Here is a 22,406-nt window from a genome sequence, read left to right on the forward strand (position 1 = left end):
GAGGCGATACATCATGTGTTGCCCATTAAGCGAGAAGATCGAATATACCCGAGAGCCGTGAAGCCTAAGGCAAAGAAATACCCCAATAAAAAGAAAGCCAGTCAGCTTAACTGACTGGCATTAAGCCCAGGCTGCCTTTTTGCTGTGTACTTGAAGGGATAATTCAGTAGTCGCTGACCTGCTCCACTTCCCTGACTTTGCGCCTGAGTGTGGCGTTCTCCTGCTCGAGTTCCCGTAACTCTTTTTTCAGCGGTAACACGTAACGAACCCGCACCATGGCGTCGATAGATAAGTAAGTGGTTACTATTGCACCAACCACCATCGGCACCCACATATCTGTCAGTACCATGCCCAGAATGTTCAGCGCCAGTGCAAAATGAAACAACCACAGTTGGCTTTTTGGGCTGATTGCCAGAAACCGCTCCATAACACGCTCCTCAATCACCATCACTCTGAACTTACGCTAGCATGGAAACGCAAAAGAGGTTGTCGTGAAACTCACACAATCAGCCGTTTGACCGGTAGCGTCAGCGCATCAAAAAGGTCGCAATCGCCAACACAGCAAAAAGCCCGGCGGTGACATAACGTACGATATTCAGTGGCAGTGCATTGGCGGCTTTCTTACCCAGCAACACCACGGGCACATTCGCCAGCAACATACCAAGCGTGGTACCAATCACCACCATCGTCAGGGCATCGGCATTTTGCGCCCCCAGCACGGTTGTGGCGACTTGTGTTTTGTCACCAATCTCTGCGATAAAAAATGCAATGAAACTTGCGACGAACGGGCCACGGTTTGAGATGCTTTCATCATCATCCAACTTGTCCGGGATCAGCACCCAAATGGCCATCGCTACAAAGCTGACTATCAACACCCAGTGCAGCACATCTTCAGTCAGGTAATCGGCCACCACCACACCCAGCCAGGCAGCAAGTGCATGGTTTAGCAAGGTAGCAAACAAAATGGCAAGAATAATGGGTACAGGTTTGCGGTAACGGCTGGCAAGCAGCAGTGAAAGCAGTTGGGTTTTATCGCCGATTTCCGCCAGGGCGACGGTGGCCATTGAGATAGCTAAAACACTCATTATTGTCTTCCTGGGCAGGGTTTATTATTCGAAAACCATGACAAATCCCACGCCCCGCCCGGTTCGTGCTGATTGTCATTGGTCTCGTCAAACCCACTGTCGTGTGTCGCCATTACCATGCAGATGAGCTGCAACTATGTTGATAATGGCCTCGCTGGCGCGAGAGACTACTCCCCAAGAGCGCGCGCATTTTAGCCGTTATCCCGGATGAAATACAAGCCTTCTCAGACGACCTCTTCGACGCCTCTCTCCCGCTTGACCCACAAAGGACAAAAAACCGCCATTACCCCTACTTATCCCAAGCCCGGCGCGTTATAATCGCGTGTTATTTTCACTTCATTAAATCGCGCGAACCTGACGATGCAAAAATTCGACGTTAAAACTTTTCAGGGCATGATCCTCGCGCTGCAGGATTACTGGGCCCAACAAGGTTGTACCATCGTACAACCGCTCGACATGGAGGTAGGTGCTGGCACCTCTCACCCGATGACTTGTCTGCGTGCACTTGGCCCAGAGCCAATTGCAGCAGCCTACGTTCAACCTTCTCGTCGTCCGACAGACGGCCGTTACGGTGAAAACCCTAACCGTCTGCAACATTACTATCAGTTCCAGACCATCCTGAAGCCGTCTCCAGACAACATTCAGGAACTGTATCTGGGTTCGCTGCGTGTACTGGGCATTGACCCTGAAGTTCACGATATCCGCTTCGTAGAAGACAACTGGGAAAACCCGACTCTGGGTGCCTGGGGTCTGGGCTGGGAAGTGTGGCTGAACGGCATGGAAGTAACGCAGTTTACTTACTTCCAGCAAGTGGGCGGCCTTGAGTGTAAGCCGGTGACCGGTGAGATCACTTACGGTATCGAACGTCTGGCGATGTACATCCAGGGCGTAGACTCTGTTTACGATCTGGTATGGACAGACGGCCCGTTCGGCAAAGTGACCTACGGCGATATCTTCCACCAAAACGAAGTGGAACAGTCGACCTACAACTTCGAATACGCAGACGTGGACTTCCTGTTCACTTACTTCGACCAGTGTGAGAAAGAGTGTAAAAAGCTGCTTGAACTGGAGAAGCCTCTGCCATTGCCAGCGTATGAGCGCATCCTGAAAGCAGGCCATGCATTCAACCTGCTGGACGCACGTAAAGCCATCTCAGTGACCGAGCGTCAACGCTACATCCTGCGCATCCGCAACCTGACCAAGTCAGTGGCAGAAGCGTACTACGCATCCCGTGAAGCGCTTGGCTTCCCAATGTGTAAAAAGGGTGAGGAGAAGTAAGATGGCAAAGAATTTTCTGATTGAGCTGGGTACGGAAGAGCTGCCACCAACGCAACTTCGTACACTGGCAGAAGCATTCGCAGCGAACTTTGAGCAAGAGCTGAAAGACGCAGAGCTGACTCACGAAGGCATCACTTGGTACGCGACCCCTCGCCGCCTGGCACTGAAAGTGGCAGCACTGGCTGAGCAACAAGCTGACAAGCTGGTTGAAAAACGCGGCCCAGCGGTCTCTGCAGCATTTGATGCGGAAGGAAACCCAACCAAAGCCGCGCAAGGCTGGGCACGTGGTTGTGGCATCGACGTTTCTGAAGCTGACCGCATTGCAACGGACAAAGGCGAATGGCTGCTGTTCAAGCAAGAAGTGAAAGGTCAAGACACCAAAGCAATCGTGGTTGCACTGGCTGACAAAGCGCTGGCTAACCTGCCAATCGCCAAACCAATGCGTTGGGGCGACAAAGACACCCTGTTCATACGTCCGGTAAAAACCCTGACTATCGTGCTGGGTGACGAGCTGATTGAAGGCACCATCATGGGTGTGGATTCAGCGCGCACTATCCGCGGTCACCGTTTTATGGGTGAAGCAGAGTTCAGTATCGATAACGCAGACCAATACCCGGCAATCCTCGAAGAACGCGGTAAAGTCATCGCCGACTACGAAGCACGTAAAGCCACCATCATTGCAGACGCCAAGAAAGCGGCTGAGCTGGTTGGCGGTATTGCTGATCTTGAAGATGACCTGGTTGAAGAAGTGACCTCTCTGGTTGAATGGCCAGTCGTACTGACCGCGACCTTTGAAGAAGAGTTTCTGAAAGTGCCAGCAGAAGCGCTGGTTTACACCATGAAAGGTGACCAGAAGTACTTCCCTGTTTACAGCGAAGACAAGCAACTGCTACCGAACTTCATCTTTGTTTCGAACATCGAATCCAAAGAGCCTCGCCACGTTATCGAAGGTAACGAGAAAGTGGTTCGTCCACGTCTGGCGGACGCAGAGTTCTTCTTCAACACTGACCGCAAACGTCCTCTGATTGACCGTCTGCCTCAGCTTGAAACGGCAATTTTCCAGCAGCAGCTGGGTACCATCAAAGACAAGACTGACCGCATCACTGAACTTGCTGGCTACATTGCTGACAAGATTGGCGCTGATGTTGAAAAAGCAAAACGCGCAGGCCTTCTGGCGAAGTGTGACCTGATGACCTCTATGGTATTCGAGTTCACTGAAACCCAAGGCGTGATGGGTATGCACTACGCGCGCCACGATGGTGAAGCGGAAGAAGTGGCTGTTGCCCTGAACGAGCAATACATGCCGCGTTTCGCCGGTGATGAACTGCCAGGTAACGGTGTCTCTGCTGCGCTGGCAATGGCAGACAAACTGGATACCATCGTTGGTATTTTCGGTATCGGCCAAGCGCCGAAAGGTTCTGATCCATTCGCACTGCGTCGTGCATCTCTGGGTGTTCTGCGTATCATCGTTGAATACGGTTACGATCTGGATCTGACAGACCTGGTAGCAAAAGCCAAGTCTCTGTTTGGTGATCGCCTGACTAACGAAAACGTAGATACCGACGTGATTGAATTCATGCTTGGCCGTTTCCGCGCTTGGTACCAAGACGAAGGTCATAGTGTTGATGCGATTCAGGCGGTACTGGCACTATGCCCTACCCAACCTGCTGATTTCGACAAACGCGTAAAAGCGGTAACCCACTTCCGCTCTCTGGACGCTGCAGAGTCACTGGCTGCCGCGAACAAACGTGTAGGTAACATCCTGGCGAAATTCGACGGTCAACTTTCTGCAACCATCAACCACGAACTGCTTGTGGAAGATGCAGAGAAAGCATTGGCAGACAAAGTGACTGCAATGGTAGAAACGCTGAAACCAGTATTTGCGGCAGGCGACTATCAAGCTGCGCTGACGCAACTGGCAGAACTGCGTGAACCTGTCGATACCTTCTTCGACAACGTGATGGTAATGGCAGAAGACGAAGCGCTGAAAGCAAACCGTCTGGCACTGCTGAATACTCTGCGTAGCCAGTTCATGAACGTAGCAGATATTTCCCTGCTGCAAAAATAACGGTTCAGACTAACTGATATTCCGCTATTAAAGCCCCGCATTCGCGGGGCTTTTGTTTATCTGCCACCAGCGACATGCGCTTAGCGCTTGGCTCTCGTATACATAGAAGTTTCTGCTGAATGTTCCACGTGAAACATCGCCGTACTCGATCCCAATAATACAAAACAGCATCGTTTAAAAGGCTCAAAAAAGAACCTCAATTTGCATTCATTTTGTGCAAGCAATCGGTTATGGTTTGTCGACAAATTGAGAGATGACAAGGATTGAATAGGTCTCGCTGATATGCAGTTTTCAACGTTCGGTACGAAATTTTCGCAACACTCCGGTATCACCCAATTAATGGATGATTTGAATGACGGCCTACAGAACCCTGACGCGATCATGCTCGGTGGAGGGAATCCAGCCGCTATCCCTGAGATGATTGAGCACTTTACCCATCTTAGCCAGCGAATGGTTGAAGATGGTTCGCTGGTATCTGCGCTTACTAACTACGATGGCCCCCAAGGTAAATCATCATTTATTTCTGCCCTAGCCAAGCTACTCAGCGATACCTATGGCTGGCCGATCAGCGAGAAAAATATCATGCTGACTAACGGCAGTCAGTGTGCCTTCTTCTACCTGTTTAACCTTTTCGGCGGTCAGTATGACGACGGCAGTTTTAAGAAAATACTATTGCCGCTCACACCGGAATATATTGGCTATGCCGATTCAGGTCTTACGCCGGAAATTTTCACCAGCTTTAAACCGACAATCGAGCACCTCAACAACCGCCAGTTTAAATACCATGTGGACTTTGATGCGTTGGAAATAGATGAGTCAGTCGCCGCTATTTGTGCGTCTAGACCCACAAACCCAACCGGCAATGTACTGACAGATGAAGAAGTAAGAAAACTGGATGTACTGGCTCAAAAGCACGGTATTCCACTTATTATCGACAACGCTTATGGCGTGCCCTTCCCCAATATTATCTTCGAAGACGTCACGCCATTCTGGAACAGCAACACTATCCTATGCTCCAGCCTGTCGAAGCTCGGCTTGCCTGGTGTGCGTTGCGGTATCATTATCGCAAGTGAAAACATCATCACTGCGCTTTCGAACATCAATGGGATTGTCAGTCTTGCGCCTTGCGGTGTTGGTCCAGCGTTGGCGCAGGAAATGATTAAAACCGGCGACTTACTCACGCTGAGTGAGAATGTGATTAAGCCTTTCTATCAGGACAAGGCACAACGCACTATCGCTAAATTGCAGCAGGCGATTCCCGATAGCCGCTTCAAAATCCACAAAGCGGAGGGTGCCATCTTTTTGTGGCTCTGGTTTGAAGGCTTGCCAATTCCGACCAAAGAACTCTATCAACGTCTAAAACAACGCGGCTTATTGGTTGTGCCGGGCGAGTACTTCTTTATTGGCTCAGAACTCGACTGGGACCATACCCATGAGTGTCTGCGCATGAACTATGTTCAGCCTGACGAACTGATTGAGCGCGGCATCGAAATCCTCGCGGACGAGGTCTCGAAAGCTTACGCTGGTTCTTAGGTTTTTCTAGGCACCTCCGACTTCTAAGCTCTACCAAGGTTCCACGTGAAACACGGTATTTGGCGGCATGCTGAATACCATGTTTAGTTTTTCAAGATCGACGAGTTAGAAATGCGCTTCTCTTTGTGCTTTATACATCAGCCACTGCAACAACCCTCGCAACATCCAGCTCTACTCGTTTGCACCCAGTGTTTCACGTGAAACACTGTGAGGCATCCCTATCCATGCTAATGCTTCTAATCGCTATGCTTATAAATGACTCGTTGAGTTTTGCGTTCGATTCACAAATGCTGTATGCCAAACTTCACCATCGAGCGAACTACATATCATCCCCACCATGAACCAGGTCTTGGTCAGCTGTCATTCAAACCTTGAAGACAACCTTGTATCTTACAACGATCAAAGCCGCACTATTCATCCGGGGCTGGGTGAGATACTCAAACAACTCACATAGCAAAATTAATTATTATTTATCAACGAGTTAAGCCAAGATCTTACTCTACGTAAAAAAAACGCCGCATAAGCGGCGTTAGGTACTCAGAATTTGCGTAGAGCCGCGTCGTTACACGTCCAGGTTTGCCACTTTCAGGGCGTTATCTTCGATAAACGCACGACGTGGTTCTACGTGATCGCCCATCAAGGTGGTGAACAGCTCATCGGCTGCTACTGCATCTTGGATAGTTACTCGCATCATGCGGCGTGACTCTGGATCCATGGTGGTTTCCCACAGCTGATCCGGGTTCATCTCACCCAGACCTTTATAGCGCTGACGAGACAGACCACGGTTGGACTCTTTGATCAGCCACTCCAGTGCATCAGCAAAGCTCTTCACTGGTTGCTTACGCTCACCACGTTGGATGTAAGCTGTGTCATCAAGCAGACCATCCAGCGCTTCTGACAAATCAGCAATACGGCCGTACTCTTTTGAGTTCAGCAGATCGTAGCTAATGAGATATTCGTGGTCGACACCGTGGGTACGAACAATAAGCTCCGGCTGGTAAACCTGATGCTCTTCATCGAACTTCAGTTCCGCGCGGTACTGGCTTTCACCGGTTGAGTTCTTGTTCAGGGTATCAACGATAGTGTCAATCCAACCGCGAACATGATTTTCATCCGCCAGCGAATCAACGGAAAGACGTGGTTGATAGAACAGCTCGTTCAGCAGCGCGTATGGGTAACGGCGGTTCATACGCTTGATAAGCTTCATCACACCGTTGTATTGCTTCACCAGCTCTTCCAGTGCCAAACCGTTAAGGGCTGGTGCATCCTGGTTAACGAACAGTGATGCATTTTCCAGCGCCAGTGCAACCTGGTACTGCTCCATCGCTTCATCATCTTTGATGTACTGCTCTTGCTTGCCCTTCTTCACTTTGTACAGTGGCGGCTGAGCAATGTAGATGTAACCACGCTCGATCAGCTCAGGCATTTGACGGTAGAAGAAGGTCAACAGCAGCGTACGGATGTGCGAGCCGTCGACGTCCGCATCGGTCATGATGATGATGCTGTGGTAACGCAGTTTATCCGGGTTGTATTCGTCGCGACCGATACCACAACCCAATGCAGTGATCAGCGTTGCTACTTCCTGAGAAGAAAGCATCTTGTCAAAACGTGCTTTCTCTACGTTCAGAATCTTACCTTTCAGAGGCAGGATAGCTTGGTTCTTACGGTTACGGCCCTGCTTGGCGGAACCGCCCGCAGAGTCACCCTCCACTATGTAGAGTTCAGACAGCGCAGGATCTTTTTCCTGGCAGTCAGCAAGCTTGCCTGGCAGACCCGCCAAGTCCAGCGCACCTTTACGACGGGTCATTTCACGTGCTTTACGCGCCGCTTCACGGGCACGGGCAGCATCGATGATTTTGCTACAAACGATTTTTGAATCCTGTGGGTTCTCAATCAGGAACTCAGACAGCTTCTCGTTCATGGCTGACTCAACGGCAGACTTCACTTCTGAAGACACCAGTTTGTCTTTGGTCTGGCTAGAGAATTTCGGGTCCGGCACTTTCACAGAAACAACCGCAGTCAGACCTTCACGGGCATCATCGCCTGAGGTCGCGGCTTTGGCTTTCTTCGAATAGCCTTCTTTTTCCATGAAGGAATTCAACGTGCGTGTCAGTGCTGCACGGAAGCCCGCAAGGTGGGTACCACCATCACGCTGGGGAATGTTGTTGGTGAAACAGTAGATGTTTTCCTGGAAACCATCGTTCCACTGCATAGAGACTTCTACTGACACGCCGTCTTCACGTTCATGTTCAAAATGGAACACGGTTGGGTGGATAGGCGTTTTGTTACGGTTCAAGTGCTCTACAAACGCACGGATACCGCCTTCGTACATGAAGTGGTCTTGCTTGTTCTCTTCACGCTCATCAATCAGCTTGATAGAAACGCCCGAGTTCAGGAATGACAGCTCACGAAGGCGTTTAGCCAGAATGTCATAGTGGTAAGTCGTGTCGGTAAACGTTTGGTCACTTGGCCAGAATCGGATGCGGGTACCTGTTTCGTCTGTTTCTCCAATTGGAGCCAATGGGGCTTGGGGTACACCATGAACGTAGATTTGCTGGTGGATATTGCCGTGACGCCAGATAGTCAGCTCAAGTTTTTCAGACAGGGCGTTCACTACGGAAACACCTACGCCGTGAAGACCACCGGAAACCTTGTACGAGTTATCGTCAAACTTACCGCCGGCATGCAGGACAGTCATGATAACTTCTGCTGCAGACACGCCTTCTTCTTCATGGATATCGACAGGAATACCACGGCCGTCATCTTTCACTGACACTGAGCCATCTTCGTGGATAGTTACCACGATATCATTACAATGACCTGCGAGAGCCTCATCGATAGAGTTATCGACTACCTCAAAGACCATGTGGTGCAGACCGGTACCGTCGTCAGTATCACCGATGTACATCCCCGGACGCTTTCGTACTGCATCCAGACCCTTGAGTACCTTGATACTCGATGAATCGTAATTGTTGGACATTGAGTTACTCTCGCTTAATTTATTCTGCGGTTATTTTACCGTTTTCCACATGAAACATCTTACTATTTTCGTCGCACATTTCAGCGACCTGATCGGCACTAATGGCACTGACAAACACCTGTGCGCCCGTGGCTTTTAACTGCTCAGCCAACAACGCCCGACGCCGGCTATCCAGCTCGGACGCAAAGTCATCGATCAAATAGATGCATTGCTTCTGCTTGTCTTCGGTAAGCTGTTGTCCCTGCGCCAAACGCAGTGCACATACCATCAATTTCAGCTGTCCACGGGACAGCACATCTTCTACCGGCGTGCCACCCACACGAAGCCTGAGATCGGCTTTGTGCGGGCCACTTACCGTATAACCCAACTGCTGGTCACGGACAAAATTGTCACGCAGCAAGTCGGCATAATCTGTTTCTTTATCCCAACCGCGGCTGTAACTGAGCTTAATTTCGTATTCTGGCAAAAAGGCTTCGCAAAGCTTTGCAGCGCGCTCAGCAAGTTTATCAATATAGTCTTTGCGCCACTGATCGATTTGATGTGCCAACGGTGCCAATTCAGCGTCCCAATAACTCAGTTCACGATAGCTGCGGGCGGTTTTCATCAGCGCGTTGCGTTGTTTAGTCAATCGCTTTACCCGCGCCCAGGCGGGATAAAACTGAGGTTCCACGTGGAACACACCCCAGTCTATAAACGCACGGCGAAACTTCGGGCCGCCAGTAAGCAGCTCAAACCCTTCAGGGGTGATGAGCTGCATCGGCAATACTTCTGCAAGCTGCACCAGCTTCTGGCCTTTCTCTTCACCGATTTTAACGTCGGTGCTACCATCACGGTTTTTCTGCAGGCCAACAGGCAATAGTGTTTCACCGTTTTGAACGCGGCCGTGCACCACCAAGCGGTCTTGCTGGTGACGAATCACCCTGCCCGTCAGCGGACTGCGGAAAGAGCGGCCATGGCCGAGGTAGTACACAGCCTCAAGCACACTGGTTTTGCCGCTGCCATTGGGGCCGACAAGAAAATTGAAGCCTGATGACAGGCTAAGGTCACAGGCTTCAATATTTCTTAGATCGTGGATAGCGAGTCGCGATAGCGCCATATCACAGACGAATTGGCATCACGACGTACGCAGCGTCATCTTTGTTGCAATCTTCTACCAGCGCACTTGCGGTGCCATCTGTCATAGAGAAACGTACTTGGTCACACTTGAGGGTGTTGAGTACGTCCAGCACATAACTGACGTTGAAACCGATTTCGAGATCGTCACCGTCGTAATTCACGTCGACGAACTCTTCCGCTTCTTCCTGCTCCGGGTTGTGGGCAGAAATGCGAAGTTGACCTGAGCTCAGGTTCAGGCGCACACCACGGAATTTTTCATTGGAAAGAATCGCAGCACGTGAGAATGCCTGACGCAATTCGTCACAGCCCGCTTCCATGATTTTGGTTGAGGTTTGCGGCATGACGCGGCGGTAATCCGGGAAGCGGCCATCAACCAGCTTGGAGGTGAACACAAACTGGTTTACTTCAGCACGGATATTGGCGCTGCCAATCTGGATGGTAACCGGTGCGTCCGGATTATCCAGGAGACGCATCAATTCCATCACCCCTTTACGCGGTACAATCACTTGCTGGCCAGCCATCTCGGCATCCAAGGTGGTTGTACCCACAGCCATACGGTGACCGTCTGTCGCAACCGAGCGCAGCGTGGTGCCGTCAGTTTCCAGCAGCATACCGTTCAGGAAGTAACGCACGTCCTGATTGGCCATAGAAAACGCAGTACTTTCAATGAGGTGTCGTAATCTTGCTTGTGGCAAAGTAAAAGAAACAGAGCTTTGCCAATCTTCAATGTTCGGGAAATCTGCGGCTGGCAGGGTCGACAGCGTAAAACGGCTGCGGCCGGAGCGGATCACCGCCCTGTCGCCTTCTAGCGCGAAATGAATTGGAGCACTTTCCGGTAGACCACGGCAAATATCCAGGAATTTACGCGAAGGCACGGTAACTGCGCCGTCAACCGCATCGCCTTCCAGCGGAAGGTTGGCAATCAATTCCACTTCCAGATCAGTACAGGTCATCGACAGCTGACCGAACTCTACTTTCAGCAGGATATTGCCAAGGATTGGCAGTGTCGGTCGTCCCCCCAATGCACCAGATACCTGCTGCAGGGGTTTCAAGAATAGGTCACGGGTAACGGTAAATTTCATATTAAGACGACAAAGTCCGGATCAGGTTGGAATAATCTTCTTTTATATCGTGGCTCTCTTCGCGCAACTGTTCAATTTTTCGGCAGGCGTGAAGCACCGTAGTATGATCGCGGCCACCAAATGCATCACCGATCTCCGGCAAGCTGTGGTTGGTCAGCTCTTTTGACAACGCCATCGCCACCTGGCGGGGACGGGCCACAGAGCGGCTACGACGTTTGGACAACAAATCCGCCATTTTGATTTTGTAGTATTCGGCGACGGTCTTTTGAATGTTGTCGATAGTCACCAGCTTTTCCTGAAGCGCGAGCAAGTCACGCAGCGCTTCACGGACGAAATCAATGGTGATAGCACGGCCGGTGAAGTTAGCATTCGCTATCACGCGGTTAAGCGCCCCTTCAAGCTCTCGAACATTGGAACGCAGTCGCTTGGCAATGAAAAAGGCCACTTCATCCGGCAGACGGATATTATGGTCTTCGGCTTTTTTCATCAAAATGGCCACGCGGGTTTCAAGCTCAGGAGGCTCGATAGCGACGGTCAAACCCCAGCCGAAACGTGATTTCAGGCGATCTTCCACGCCGCTGATTTCTTTTGGATAGCGGTCAGAGGTCAGGATGATTTGCTGGTTACCTTCCAAGAGCGCATTAAAGGTATGGAAAAACTCTTCCTGAGAACGCTCTTTGTTGGCAAAGAATTGGATGTCATCGATCAGCAGTGCATCAACACTGCGGTAATAACGTTTGAACTCTTCAATCTGGTTATTTTGCAGCGCCTTTACCATGTCCTGAACAAAACGCTCAGAATGCATGTAAACCACACGGGCGTCTGCCTTGCGATCAGAAATCGCATTGCCTACTGCATGCAAAAGGTGGGTTTTACCCAAACCAGTACCGCCGTAAAGAAACAGCGGGTTATATGCTGCGCCAGGATTGTCCGCCACCTGACGGGCTGCTGCCAGTGCCAGTTGGTTCGATTTACCCTCTACAAAGTTAGTAAACTTGTGTTTCGGGTTGACGTTTGAGCGGTGGTTGACGTCAGACTGTACTGGCGATGGTGCTGGCTCCCAGGTACGTCCAACAGCGGGCTTGGCTACTGGCGCAGCAGGTGCCGGAGCCACTGGCTGACTTGGCGGCGCTGTCGCCACCACAGGTTTGCTGCCCACTTCAAAGCGCAGCATAGGCACATCATTACCGCAGAAATCATTCAGCAATTGATTGATACTGTTGATGTATTTATCGCGAACCCAATCCAGTACAAAACGGTTAGGCGCAAATAAAGTCAGGGTGTTGTCATTCAACTCCGCCTGAAGCGGTCGAACCCACATGCTGAATTCTGTCGCAGGAAGATCCTCCTGAAGGCGTTGAAGGCACTGCAACCAAAGCGAAGATGACACGTCTGACTCCACACTCAATAATCGAAAAGGGAAGTAATTTTATACTTGTACGAGGCGGATCGCCAGCAAGAAGATCCCGTTTGCAGTGAATAAGATCGAAGTTATACACACAGATCGCACAAGCTGTGACGAGATCAGCACACCTAATGCCCCACTTACTCACAGAATTATTCGATTCTGGTCGAAAATTCCGAAGATCCGATCACAAGGTTATCCCTTTCCATCCACAAAACGTGACGGATGATCATCAGAAAGAAAAATTCCTTTTGCACACTTATTTACGCTTTATACCCGGTCATCCATACTTTCGGCACAGAAATTACACAACCCAAAGTGGATAAGATCGCAAAAGGATCCTTGCGCTCGACGAACGAGCACGTATAATTGCGCGCCCGAGAAGGCAGGATTATAACCATCCGTGGTTTTAACATTGACTATATCTCAGTCAGTGATTACAATCCGCCCTCTTTGTTGAGAGGCGTCGGACTTTTGTCCCACGTCGGGTTAACAAACCTAAAAACTGATCAGTAATAAGGTAGAAACCATGAAACGCACTTTTCAACCTTCAGTTCTAAAGCGTAAGCGCACTCACGGTTTCCGTGCGCGCATGGCGACTAAGAACGGCCGTAAGGTTATCGCCGCTCGCCGTGCGAAAGGCCGTAGCAAGCTTTCAAAATAATCCTTAGCGATTTGTGAAGAAGCTAGCTTTCTCTCGGGAGTTACGTCTGTTAACTCCCGAACATTTCAACTTTGTCTTCCAGCAACCTCATCGCGCTGGCTCACCCCACTTAACCATTCTTGCTCGCAACAACAGTCTCGAACGTCCTCGTTTGGGTCAAGCTGTGCCTAAAAAACAAATCAAACTTGCCGTCGATCGAAATCGCTTTAAACGTCTTGTACGTGAAAGTTTTCGTTTGAACCAGCATTCGCTACCGGCAAAAGATTTTGTTGTGATTGCCAAGAAAAGTGCCAATGAGCTCAGTAACGAAGAACTGAGTGCGCTGCTCGATAAGTTATGGCAACGTTTGTCCAGACCGCCGCGAAAAAAATAGTCGTCGGACTGTTTCGCGCATACCAACTCTTCATCAGCCCACTTCTGGGGCCTCGCTGTCGCTTTACGCCGACATGCTCTCAATACGCCATAGAAGCGGTCAACCGTCACGGTGTGATAAAAGGTTGTTGGTTAGCCAGCAAACGTTTATTAAAATGCCATCCTCTAAATAATGGTGGGTACGATCCTGTACCCCCGCGTCATCCTAATAATCGAGACAATTAACAATGGATTCTCAACGCAATATCCTGTTGATTGCCCTAATGTTTGTATCCTTCATGTTGTACCTCAACTGGACGGAAGCAACCAACCCCCAACCACAGGGACAGGGCGTCACTCAGCAAGCACAACACAGTGGTGATGTACCCGCCAGCGCCGATGCCAATGCGCCTCTGACGCAGGACAAGGTTTCTGACAAACTGATCACCCTGCAAAGTGATGTGCTGACTTTGACCGTTGACACACATGGTGGTGACATCGTTCGTGCACAACTGAACGATTACGATGCAGAACTGGATTCAGAAGCAAAATTCGTTCTACTGAAGAACCAGCCTAACCACGTTTTCGAAGCGCAAAGTGGCCTGATCGGTTCTAACGGTATCGACACCGTAAGCGGCCGTGCTCAATACACCACTGACGGCACTGATTTTGTCATGGGCAAAGATCAGAACGAATTGCGTGTTCCAATGACCGTGGTGAAAGATGGCATCACTTACACCAAAACATTCATCCTGAAGCGCGACAGCTACGCGGTTGATGTGGATTACACCATCAACAACCAGAGCGATAAGCCAGCCAGCGTTCAGATGTATGCACAGCTGAAACAGAATCTGATGGATGACGGCGGCAGCCTGACCATGCCTACCTACCGTGGTGGTGTGTACTCTGCTGACGAGTCAAAATACGAGAAATACAGCTTTGATGATATGAAGGACAGAAACCTGAACCTGACTATCACCAAAGATGGCTGGGCGGGCATGATGCAACACTATTTCGTTGCGGCTTGGATCCCTCATGCAACCGGCGACGTGAACCTTTACACCCGCACCAGCGATGGCCTTGGCTTTATCGGTGTCCGCTACCCAACCACCACGGTTGAACCAGGCAAAGAAGTGACCTTGGATTCGACCCTGTGGGTAGGTCCTAAGCTTCAGGACCAAATGGCGAAAGTGGCACCAAACCTGAATCTGACTGTGGATTACGGCTGGTTGTGGTTTATTGCGAGCCCACTGCACTGGTTGCTGTCGACTATCCACGGTTTCGTGGGTAACTGGGGTGTGGCAATCATTATCCTGACCTTCATCGTCCGTGGCGCGATGTACCCGCTGACTAAAGCGCAGTACACCTCGATGGCGAAAATGCGCCTTCTGCAGCCAAAACTGCAAGAAATGCGTGAGCGTATCGGCGACGACCGCCAGCGCATGAGCCAGGAAATGATGGAGCTGTATAAGAAAGAGAAAGTGAACCCGCTGGGTGGCTGTCTTCCTCTGCTTCTTCAAATGCCAATCTTCATTGCACTTTACTGGGCATTGATGGAATCCGTAGAGCTGCGCCATGCGCCGTTCATGCTGTGGATTCACGACCTGTCTGCGCCAGATCCATACTATGTGCTGCCGCTGCTGATGGGTGCGTCAATGTTCATGATCCAGAAGATGAGCCCAAGCACAGTGACCGACCCAATGCAGCAGAAGATCATGAACTTCATGCCTGTGATGTTCACCGTGTTCTTCCTGTGGTTCCCAGCAGGTCTGGTTCTGTACTGGCTGGTGTCTAACATCGTGACACTTATCCAGCAGACGCTGATTTACCGCGCGCTGGAGAAAAAAGGCCTACACAGCCGTAAGTAATGCCAACGCACAGTAACAAGGCGGCCCCAGGGCCGCCTTTGTGCTTTTATGACACCAGATGAAACCTTATTTTGGTATACACTAATCCCCAAAATTTACGCAGCAGGTAACGCTCCATGACCCATTCAGACACTATTGTTGCGCAGGCCACACCACCGGGACGCGGTGGTGTCGGCATTATCCGCGTCTCCGGCCCTAAGGCCCTTGCTGTTGCTCAGGCCGTTACTGGCCGCGAACTGCCGGTTCGCCGCGCCGAGTACCTGCCGTTTAAAGACACTGACGGCAACGCCATCGACCAGGGTATCGCGCTGTATTTCAAAGCCCCGAATTCCTTTACCGGCGAAGATGTCCTTGAACTGCAAGGCCACGGCGGCCCGGTTATCATGGACATGCTGATCAAACGCATCCTTGAACTCGACGGCGTGCGCACTGCCCGTCCGGGAGAGTTTTCCGAGCGTGCATTCTTGAACGACAAACTGGACCTGGCGCAGGCAGAAGCGATCGCCGACCTGATTGATGCAAGCTCTGAGCAAGCGGCGAAAAGTGCGCTGCAAAGCCTGCAAGGCGCGTTTTCCACCAAGGTCAACTCCCTGGTGGAAGCCTTGATTCACCTGCGTATCTATGTCGAAGCCGCCATTGATTTTCCCGATGAGGAAATCGACTTTCTGTCAGACGGAAAAGTGGCCGGAGAGCTCGACGAGATCATCACTTCCCTCGATGACGTGCGCAAAGCCGCTAACCAGGGCGCTATCATGCGCGAAGGGATGAAAGTGGTGATTGCAGGTCGCCCTAACGCCGGTAAATCGAGCCTGCTGAATGCCCTCTCCGGCAAAGAGAGTGCGATTGTGACCGACATAGCCGGCACTACCCGAGACGTACTGCGCGAACATATTCATATTGATGGTATGCCGCTGCACATCATCGACACTGCAGGTCTTCGTGACGCCTCTGATGAAGTAGAACGCATAGGTATCGAACGCGCCTGGGATGAAATCAAACAGGCTGACCGTGTGCTGTTTATGGTGGATGGCACCACCACCAGTGCAACCTCACCAGAAGAAATCTGGCCGGAGTTTATCGATCGTCTGCCGGAAAATATCGGCATGACGGTTATCCGCAACAAGGCCGAAATGACCGGTGAACCACTGGGTATTTGCCACGCCAGCCAACCTACACTGATTCGCCTGAGTGCCAAAACCGGTGAAGGGGTCGATGCCCTGCGTGAACACCTGAAAGCCTGTATGGGCTTCTCTGGCGCCACAGAGGGCGGCTTTATGGCCCGCCGCCGTCACCTGGAAGCGCTGGATGCCGCAGCGCGCCATCTGGATATTGGCAAAGAACAACTTGAAGGCTACATGGCCGGTGAAATCCTGGCGGAAGAGCTGCGTATTGCGCAACAACATCTGTCAGAAATAACCGGTGAATTCAGCTCAGACGATCTGCTGGGACGCATATTCAGCTCTTTCTGCATCGGAAAATAACCTGCCAGCGGGGCCAACGAAGGCCCCGCTTTCCTCCGACGAAACATCCCACCTTTGCTACACTTGATCACATATTCAGCCAATCCAGACGAAGTAATGATCAACAGCTTAAGCCCTCTTCTCAATCTAGGGATTGAACGCTGCGACAAACTGCAGGTTCACCACCTCCGCATGGTCAATCTCCTGGCCAGTCTGTCTGTCGGTGGCACCCTATTGTTCTCTGCCCTGTTCTGGTTTGCTTTTGGCAGCAGCACAGCTGCCCTGCTCAACGGCCTGTTTGCTTTCCTTTACATCATCACCTTTGTACTGACACGCGAAGGGATACTGTGGATAGCAAAGTACTGGATATTCGTGGTTTTCTTCTTACAGCAAATGCTGTTGCCCCTGTTTGTCCTGTCAGACAATTTTGAAACAGAACTGCTGTTGCTGGTGGTTCCCACTACTGTCGTTCTGGTGTTTGATCCCAATGAACGCTTGCCCAGATACACCTTGTCCCTGGTCGCCATTGTGCTTCTGTTTCTGGCCAAGACCATTCCTTCGTCAGACCCAATCCTGATCTTGACGGACACCAATGCCCGCACCGCCTACCTGTGTGTGATCCTGCTTTTTGTCCTCGCCTCGGTATCACTGACTGATTTTTATTTTGTCGATTTGAAGTCGATAGATGATTCATCCCGCCGCCTTATCCATGACGATTTGCTGACAGAAACGTCCAACAGCCAGAGTATTTATAACCAAGCCGATGAGCTTTACTTTCAGGCTCAAAGACGCAGCCAACCGCTGTCAGTGATTGCAATCAACCTGGATGATTTCAAACAAATCAACGATATGCACGGAAGAAACACAGGTGACCGGGTTCTCATGCATGTCGCTGATTTGCTTAAAGAACACTTGCCGCCCGCCACACCGCTGGGGCGGCTTTACGCAGACAATTTTGTGGTTTTGCTGCGTGATACCCAGGCCAATGACGCATTGAGAATCGCTGAGCATCTCAAGGTAGCAATCGGGCGAAGTGTCGTGTTGCTGGACAACACAGCCGTCAAACGGACTGCCAGCTTAGGTGTCACGACGTCCAATGAAGGGTGCTTGGCAGGCTTCCAGCTTATTGATACGGCCATGACCGCCATGTTCAACGCCAAGAAGCGCGGAAAAAACAAAATACAGTCCTTGACGCCCAAAGGGATCAACGCCTTGTACCGCAGTGAAAATTACCAACCAAGCTGACTTGACGCTCAGACCTCAGGCCTGAATACTGGCTGTTTTTACCCCAACAGGTTAGAGAGCAACCCATGCAGAACATTACCCTGATCACCGGAAGCACCCTAGGCGGCGCTGAATATGTCGGTGATCACCTCAGCGATCTGATGACCCAGGAAAACATCCCGGTTGATGTGATCAATGAAGGTGCGATCAACGACGTCCTCAATGCCAGGATCTTATTTCTGATCACATCAACCCACGGCGCCGGTGACTACCCTGAAAACCTGGCACCGCTGATGGAGCAGCTGGCGAAGGATGCCCCCGATCTCAGCAACCTGAAGTTTGCGGTTATCGCCATTGGTGATTCAAGCTATGACACTTTTTGTGGTGCAGGACGCGCTGCAGAGAGCTTGCTTACCAGGCTCGGAGCCAAACCTCTCGCACCTATGCTGGAAATTGACATTCTCGAATCCCCTTTACCTGAAGAACCTGCGGAAACCTGGTTATCCCAACACAAGCAGGCATTTTGTGAATAAATTACTGTAATAAGGTCTCGATAATTATTCCATTTCGTGATCTAGACATTGTGGATAACTATAGATCTAACCGGTGTTAAACCTATAGTTATCCCAATAACAACTTTTCCAGATTTCCCGCCCTGTTGATAACTAGCCATTTTGATCCCAGACTGTACCGGATTTGATCCAAGCTCACACACAGAAATTGATCCCTCTTAAACGCATGATCATGTTGATCATTTAAAACTTATCCACAGAGATCGTCGATCCTAATAAGAGATCAAAATAAAAGATCTATATAAAGATCTTTATATATATTTAAGAGCCTCCCTTCGATCAAAGATCACACTTTTGGTTCTCTCCAATTTGGAAAAGCGGTAGAATGATCCTCTTTTGCTCATCAAACCGATCAACACATTCCTTATTGAGGTCACACCATGTTTTACCAGGATAACTTTGATGTCATCGTTGTTGGTGGTGGTCATGCAGGCACGGAAGCGGCAATGGCTGCTGCGCGTATGGGTCAACAGACCCTGCTGCTGACACACAACATTGATACATTGGGGCAAATGTCATGTAACCCAGCTATCGGCGGGATCGGAAAAGGACATCTGGTGAAAGAAGTCGATGCATTGGGTGGCCTGATGGCCCGTGCTATCGACAAGGGTGGCATTCAATTCCGTACGCTGAATGCATCCAAAGGCCCAGCTGTCAGGGCGACCCGCGCCCAAGCAGACCGCGCACTTTACAAAGCAGCGGTACGTGAAGCATTGGAAAACCAGCCAAACCTGATGCTGTTTCAGCAAGCAGTCACTGATCTGATCGTTGAGCAGGATCAGGTTACGGGTGTCGTGACCGAAATGGGTCTGAAATTCCGTGCCCGTGCGGTTGTTTTAACCGTTGGTACCTTCCTTGGCGGTAAAATCCACATTGGTCTGGAAAACTACGCCGGCGGCCGTGCCGGTGATCCACCGTCGATCGCGTTGGCTGATCGCCTGCGTGAACTGCCGTTTCGTGTTGATCGCCTGAAAACCGGCACCCCACCGCGCATTGATGCGCGTACCGTCGATTTTAGCGTGATGGAAGAGCAGCATGGTGATAACCCATGCCCGGTATTTTCCTTTATGGGCCACGTGTCAGAACACCCACGTCAGGTACCGTGTTACATCACCTACACAAATGAAAAAACGCACGATGTGATCCGTAATAACCTGGACCGCAGTCCGATGTATGCCGGTGTGATTGAAGGGATTGGCCCACGCTACTGCCCGTCTATCGAAGACAAGGTGATGCGTTTTGCTGACAAGGATAAACACCAGATTTTCGTTGAGCCGGAAGGCCTGACGACCAACGAACTCTACCCGAACGGGATCTCCACCAGCCTGCCGTTTGATGTGCAGATGGGGATCATCCATTCGATCAAGGGATTCGAGAACGCGAGGGTGATCCGCCCAGGTTATGCGATCGAGTATGATTTCTTCGATCCGCGTGATTTGAAACAAACGTTCGAAACCAAATTTATTAAAGGCCTGTTCTTTGCGGGTCAGATTAACGGCACCACAGGCTACGAAGAAGCTGCGGCACAAGGTTTGCTGGCTGGTACCAACGCTGCGTTGTTCTCTCAGGACAAAGAAGGCTGGTGTCCTCGCCGTGACCAGGCCTACATGGGTGTGTTGATTGACGATCTGTCGACCATGGGTACCAAAGAACCGTACCGTATGTTCACGTCCCGTGCGGAATACCGCCTGCTGCTGCGTGAAGACAATGCCGACTTGCGCCTGACCGAAGCTGGCCGTCAGCTGGGTCTGGTGGATGACGTGCGTTGGGCCCGTTTCAACCAGAAACTGGAAAACATGGAGCAGGAAGCACAGCGCCTTCGCAATACCTGGATCCACCCAACCTCTGAACATGCTGAGGCACTGAATGCGATCCTTAAAGCGCCGCTGTCCCGCGAGGCAAACGGTGAGGATCTGCTGCGCCGTCCGGAAGTGACCTACGATCAACTGGTCGCTAACCCATTGTTTGCACCGGCCCATGAAGACACTCAGGCTTCTGAGCAGGTCGAAATCCAGGTCAAATATGCCGGTTACATCAACCGCCAAAAAGAAGAAATTGAAAAATCGACCCGCCATGAAAATACCGTACTGCCGTTTGAGCTGGATTACCGCCAAATCAAAGGGTTGTCGAATGAAGTGGTGGCTAAGCTTCAGGATACCCGCCCTGAAACTATCGGTAAGGCGTCGCGCATTTCCGGTATCACGCCAGCAGCCATTTCTATTCTGCTGGTGCATCTGAAAAAACAAGGCATGCTGAAAAAGGGAGCCTGATCCTTCGTGAAACAACGTCTTGCACAACTGATTGAACAGGCAGGGATGGAGATCCCTGCCGAGCAACAAGCCCAGCTGATTGGCTATGTTGAAATGCTCCACAAATGGAATAAAGCTTACAACCTCACGTCAGTGCGCGACCCGCAGGAAATGATCGTCAAGCACATCATGGACAGCATCGTGGTAAGCAAACACCTTGAAGGACAGACATACATCGATGTAGGCACAGGACCTGGTTTGCCGGGGATTCCGCTGGCCATCATCAACCCGGACAAGCAATTTACCCTGCTCGACAGTCTGGGTAAGCGTATCCGTTTTATCCGTCAGGTCTTGCATGAACTGAAAATCGCCAATGTTACGCCTGTACAGAGCCGCGTTGAAGATTTTCAACCAGAACAAGGGTTTGATGGTGTATTGAGCCGTGCTTTCGCCTCAATGACAGACATGGTGACCTGGTGTCATCACCTGCCAAACGCTGGCGGTCAGTTCCTGGCGTTGAAAGGACAAGTCGACCAGACCGAAATTGACGCATTACCTGCTGATTGTTCTGTGACCGATATCAAACCTTTGATGGTTCCCGGATTGGAAGGTCAACGTCATCTAGTAATCTTGACCAGATAAGATTATTCGGCGGGGTTTACTTGTGGGAAAAGTCATTGCAGTTGCAAACCAAAAAGGCGGCGTTGGAAAAACAACGACCTGTATTAACCTGGCGGCGTCGCTCGCAGCGACACAGCGCAAGGTGCTTGTAATTGACCTTGACCCTCAGGGAAACGCCACCATGGCAAGTGGTGTGGACAAATATGATGTCCATGCCACCGCTTACGACCTTTTGGTGGAAGAAACCCCGTTTAACGATGTGGTGGTAACGGAAACCACCGGCGGGTATCATCTGATCGCGGCCAATGGCGACGTGACCGCCGCGGAAATAAAACTGATGGAAGTGTTCGCCCGCGAAGTGAGATTGCGCAATGCGTTAATTGACGTTCGTGAAAACTATGATTTCATCTTCATTGATTGTCCCCCTTCTCTTAACCTTCTTACAATCAATGCCATGACGGCTGCAAACTCTGTGCTGGTGCCGATGCAGTGTGAATATTTTGCACTGGAAGGACTGACGGCGTTGATGGATACCATCAGCAAGTTAGCCAGCGTGGTGAACGCAGATTTGCACGTAGAAGGATTGCTACGAACCATGTACGATCCCCGCAACCGTCTGGCGACAGAAGTGTCTGAACAGATTAAGAAACACTTCGGTGACAAGGTCTACCGCACTGTGATTCCACGTAATGTACGTTTGGCGGAAGCACCAAGTCATGGCAAACCGGCCATGTATTACGACAAACTGTCCAGCGGAGCGAAAGCTTATCTGGCGCTTGCCGGAGAAATGCTACGCCGTGAAGAACATGTCAGACAAAGCACCAGTGTTGCCAATGCGTCTTAAGGAACA

19 protein-coding genes are annotated in these 22,406 nt (G+C 50.7%); 13 read left to right on the forward strand and 6 right to left on the reverse strand.

Going from position 1 to position 22,406, the window contains the following annotated elements:
* Positions 1-163: 163 nt before the first annotated feature.
* Both KU854_RS22315 and KU854_RS22320 read right to left on the reverse strand, forming a co-directional pair.
* Positions 164-427 (reverse strand): hypothetical protein, encoded by a 264-nt coding sequence (locus KU854_RS22315; RefSeq protein WP_218360510.1) that lies wholly within the window; start codon positions 425-427, stop codon positions 164-166.
* A 100-nt stretch (positions 428-527) separates the two neighbouring features.
* The gene (locus KU854_RS22320; RefSeq protein WP_218360511.1) at positions 528-1,085 is read right to left on the reverse strand and encodes a TMEM165/GDT1 family protein; all 558 of its coding nucleotides are present in this window, start codon (positions 1,083-1,085) and stop codon (positions 528-530) included.
* Between the two features lie 360 nt (positions 1,086-1,445).
* Between KU854_RS22320 and glyQ the strand changes: the two genes are divergently transcribed.
* The 3 genes from glyQ to KU854_RS22335 all read left to right on the forward strand — a co-directional run bounded on the left by glyQ (position 1,446) and on the right by KU854_RS22335 (position 5,964).
* Positions 1,446-2,363, forward strand: a complete 918-nt coding sequence (gene glyQ / locus KU854_RS22325) for a glycine--tRNA ligase subunit alpha (RefSeq protein ID WP_054780054.1) — start codon at positions 1,446-1,448, stop codon at positions 2,361-2,363.
* A 1-nt stretch (position 2,364) separates the two neighbouring features.
* Positions 2,365-4,431, forward strand: a complete 2,067-nt coding sequence (glyS, locus tag KU854_RS22330) for a glycine--tRNA ligase subunit beta (RefSeq protein ID WP_218360512.1) — start codon at positions 2,365-2,367, stop codon at positions 4,429-4,431.
* Positions 4,432-4,713: 282 nt separating this feature from the next.
* A complete protein-coding gene (locus tag KU854_RS22335; protein ID WP_218360513.1) occupies positions 4,714-5,964 on the forward strand; it encodes a valine--pyruvate transaminase in 1,251 nt (416 codons plus the stop codon).
* A 562-nt stretch (positions 5,965-6,526) separates the two neighbouring features.
* Here the strand turns inward: KU854_RS22335 and gyrB are convergent.
* Genes gyrB through dnaA form a run of 4 tightly spaced genes read right to left on the reverse strand, consistent with a single transcriptional unit; the run spans position 6,527 to position 12,532 of the window.
* Positions 6,527-8,944 carry a DNA topoisomerase (ATP-hydrolyzing) subunit B gene (gene gyrB, locus KU854_RS22340; protein WP_218360514.1) on the reverse strand — a complete coding sequence of 806 codons (2,418 nt, stop codon included), beginning with the start codon at positions 8,942-8,944 and terminating at the stop codon, positions 6,527-6,529.
* 19 nt (positions 8,945-8,963) lie between these two features.
* On the reverse strand, positions 8,964-10,040 hold the full coding sequence (gene recF / locus KU854_RS22345; protein WP_218360515.1) for a DNA replication/repair protein RecF: 1,077 nt from the start codon (positions 10,038-10,040) through the stop codon (positions 8,964-8,966).
* Between the two features lies 1 nt (position 10,041).
* Positions 10,042-11,142 (reverse strand): DNA polymerase III subunit beta, encoded by a 1,101-nt coding sequence (gene dnaN / locus KU854_RS22350; protein WP_218360516.1) that lies wholly within the window; start codon positions 11,140-11,142, stop codon positions 10,042-10,044.
* A 1-nt stretch (position 11,143) separates the two neighbouring features.
* Entirely contained in the window at positions 11,144-12,532 is a 1,389-nt protein-coding gene (dnaA, locus tag KU854_RS22355; protein WP_054780051.1) for a chromosomal replication initiator protein DnaA, read from the reverse strand.
* Positions 12,533-13,076: 544 nt separating this feature from the next.
* Here dnaA and rpmH point away from each other — a divergent pair.
* The 10 genes from rpmH to KU854_RS22405 all read left to right on the forward strand — a co-directional run bounded on the left by rpmH (position 13,077) and on the right by KU854_RS22405 (position 22,400).
* Positions 13,077-13,211 (forward strand): 50S ribosomal protein L34, encoded by a 135-nt coding sequence (rpmH, locus tag KU854_RS22360; protein WP_002540783.1) that lies wholly within the window; start codon positions 13,077-13,079, stop codon positions 13,209-13,211.
* A gap of 13 nt (positions 13,212-13,224) precedes the next feature.
* Positions 13,225-13,584: a ribonuclease P protein component gene (rnpA, locus tag KU854_RS22365; RefSeq protein WP_218360517.1), complete on the forward strand. Its 360-nt coding sequence runs from the start codon at positions 13,225-13,227 to the stop codon at positions 13,582-13,584.
* Entirely contained in the window at positions 13,548-13,808 is a 261-nt protein-coding gene (gene yidD, locus KU854_RS22370) for a membrane protein insertion efficiency factor YidD (protein ID WP_218360518.1), read from the forward strand. The genes rnpA and yidD overlap by 37 nt, the downstream gene beginning before the upstream one ends.
* 2 nt (positions 13,809-13,810) lie before the next feature.
* Positions 13,811-15,430, forward strand: coding sequence for a membrane protein insertase YidC (gene yidC / locus KU854_RS22375; RefSeq protein ID WP_218360519.1), 1,620 nt, complete (start codon positions 13,811-13,813; stop codon positions 15,428-15,430).
* 116 nt (positions 15,431-15,546) lie between these two features.
* Positions 15,547-16,911 (forward strand): tRNA uridine-5-carboxymethylaminomethyl(34) synthesis GTPase MnmE, encoded by a 1,365-nt coding sequence (gene mnmE, locus KU854_RS22380; protein ID WP_218360520.1) that lies wholly within the window; start codon positions 15,547-15,549, stop codon positions 16,909-16,911.
* A gap of 96 nt (positions 16,912-17,007) precedes the next feature.
* A complete protein-coding gene (locus KU854_RS22385; protein ID WP_255555692.1) occupies positions 17,008-18,135 on the forward strand; it encodes a GGDEF domain-containing protein in 1,128 nt (375 codons plus the stop codon).
* Between the two features lie 65 nt (positions 18,136-18,200).
* Positions 18,201-18,647, forward strand: a complete 447-nt coding sequence (gene mioC, locus KU854_RS22390; protein WP_218360521.1) for an FMN-binding protein MioC — start codon at positions 18,201-18,203, stop codon at positions 18,645-18,647.
* A 419-nt stretch (positions 18,648-19,066) separates the two neighbouring features.
* The gene (gene mnmG, locus KU854_RS22395) at positions 19,067-20,956 is read left to right on the forward strand and encodes a tRNA uridine-5-carboxymethylaminomethyl(34) synthesis enzyme MnmG (protein ID WP_218360522.1); all 1,890 of its coding nucleotides are present in this window, start codon (positions 19,067-19,069) and stop codon (positions 20,954-20,956) included.
* 6 nt (positions 20,957-20,962) lie between these two features.
* The gene (gene rsmG / locus KU854_RS22400; protein ID WP_218360523.1) at positions 20,963-21,577 is read left to right on the forward strand and encodes a 16S rRNA (guanine(527)-N(7))-methyltransferase RsmG; all 615 of its coding nucleotides are present in this window, start codon (positions 20,963-20,965) and stop codon (positions 21,575-21,577) included.
* 22 nt (positions 21,578-21,599) lie between these two features.
* Positions 21,600-22,400: a ParA family protein gene (locus tag KU854_RS22405; RefSeq protein WP_218360524.1), complete on the forward strand. Its 801-nt coding sequence runs from the start codon at positions 21,600-21,602 to the stop codon at positions 22,398-22,400.
* Positions 22,401-22,406: the final 6 nt, after the last annotated feature.

This window comes from Enterovibrio paralichthyis, from assembly GCF_019209835.1.
Classification (GTDB): Bacteria; Pseudomonadota; Gammaproteobacteria; order Enterobacterales; family Vibrionaceae; genus Enterovibrio; species Enterovibrio paralichthyis.

Coding starts and splice junctions, on each gene's coding strand:
- KU854_RS22315 (WP_218360510.1), bottom strand. CDS start 427: ATGGAGCGGTTTCTGGCAATCAGCCCAAAAAGCCAACTGTGGTTGTTT.
- KU854_RS22320 (WP_218360511.1), bottom strand. CDS start 1,085: ATGAGTGTTTTAGCTATCTCAATGGCCACCGTCGCCCTGGCGGAAATC.
- glyQ (WP_054780054.1), top strand. CDS start 1,446: ATGCAAAAATTCGACGTTAAAACTTTTCAGGGCATGATCCTCGCGCTG.
- glyS (WP_218360512.1), top strand. CDS start 2,365: ATGGCAAAGAATTTTCTGATTGAGCTGGGTACGGAAGAGCTGCCACCA.
- KU854_RS22335 (WP_218360513.1), top strand. CDS start 4,714: ATGCAGTTTTCAACGTTCGGTACGAAATTTTCGCAACACTCCGGTATC.
- gyrB (WP_218360514.1), bottom strand. CDS start 8,944: ATGTCCAACAATTACGATTCATCGAGTATCAAGGTACTCAAGGGTCTG.
- recF (WP_218360515.1), bottom strand. CDS start 10,040: ATGGCGCTATCGCGACTCGCTATCCACGATCTAAGAAATATTGAAGCC.
- dnaN (WP_218360516.1), bottom strand. CDS start 11,142: ATGAAATTTACCGTTACCCGTGACCTATTCTTGAAACCCCTGCAGCAG.
- rpmH (WP_002540783.1), top strand. CDS start 13,077: ATGAAACGCACTTTTCAACCTTCAGTTCTAAAGCGTAAGCGCACTCAC.
- yidD (WP_218360518.1), top strand. CDS start 13,548: ATGGCAACGTTTGTCCAGACCGCCGCGAAAAAAATAGTCGTCGGACTG.
- yidC (WP_218360519.1), top strand. CDS start 13,811: ATGGATTCTCAACGCAATATCCTGTTGATTGCCCTAATGTTTGTATCC.
- mnmE (WP_218360520.1), top strand. CDS start 15,547: ATGACCCATTCAGACACTATTGTTGCGCAGGCCACACCACCGGGACGC.
- KU854_RS22385 (WP_255555692.1), top strand. CDS start 17,008: ATGATCAACAGCTTAAGCCCTCTTCTCAATCTAGGGATTGAACGCTGC.
- mioC (WP_218360521.1), top strand. CDS start 18,201: ATGCAGAACATTACCCTGATCACCGGAAGCACCCTAGGCGGCGCTGAA.
- mnmG (WP_218360522.1), top strand. CDS start 19,067: ATGTTTTACCAGGATAACTTTGATGTCATCGTTGTTGGTGGTGGTCAT.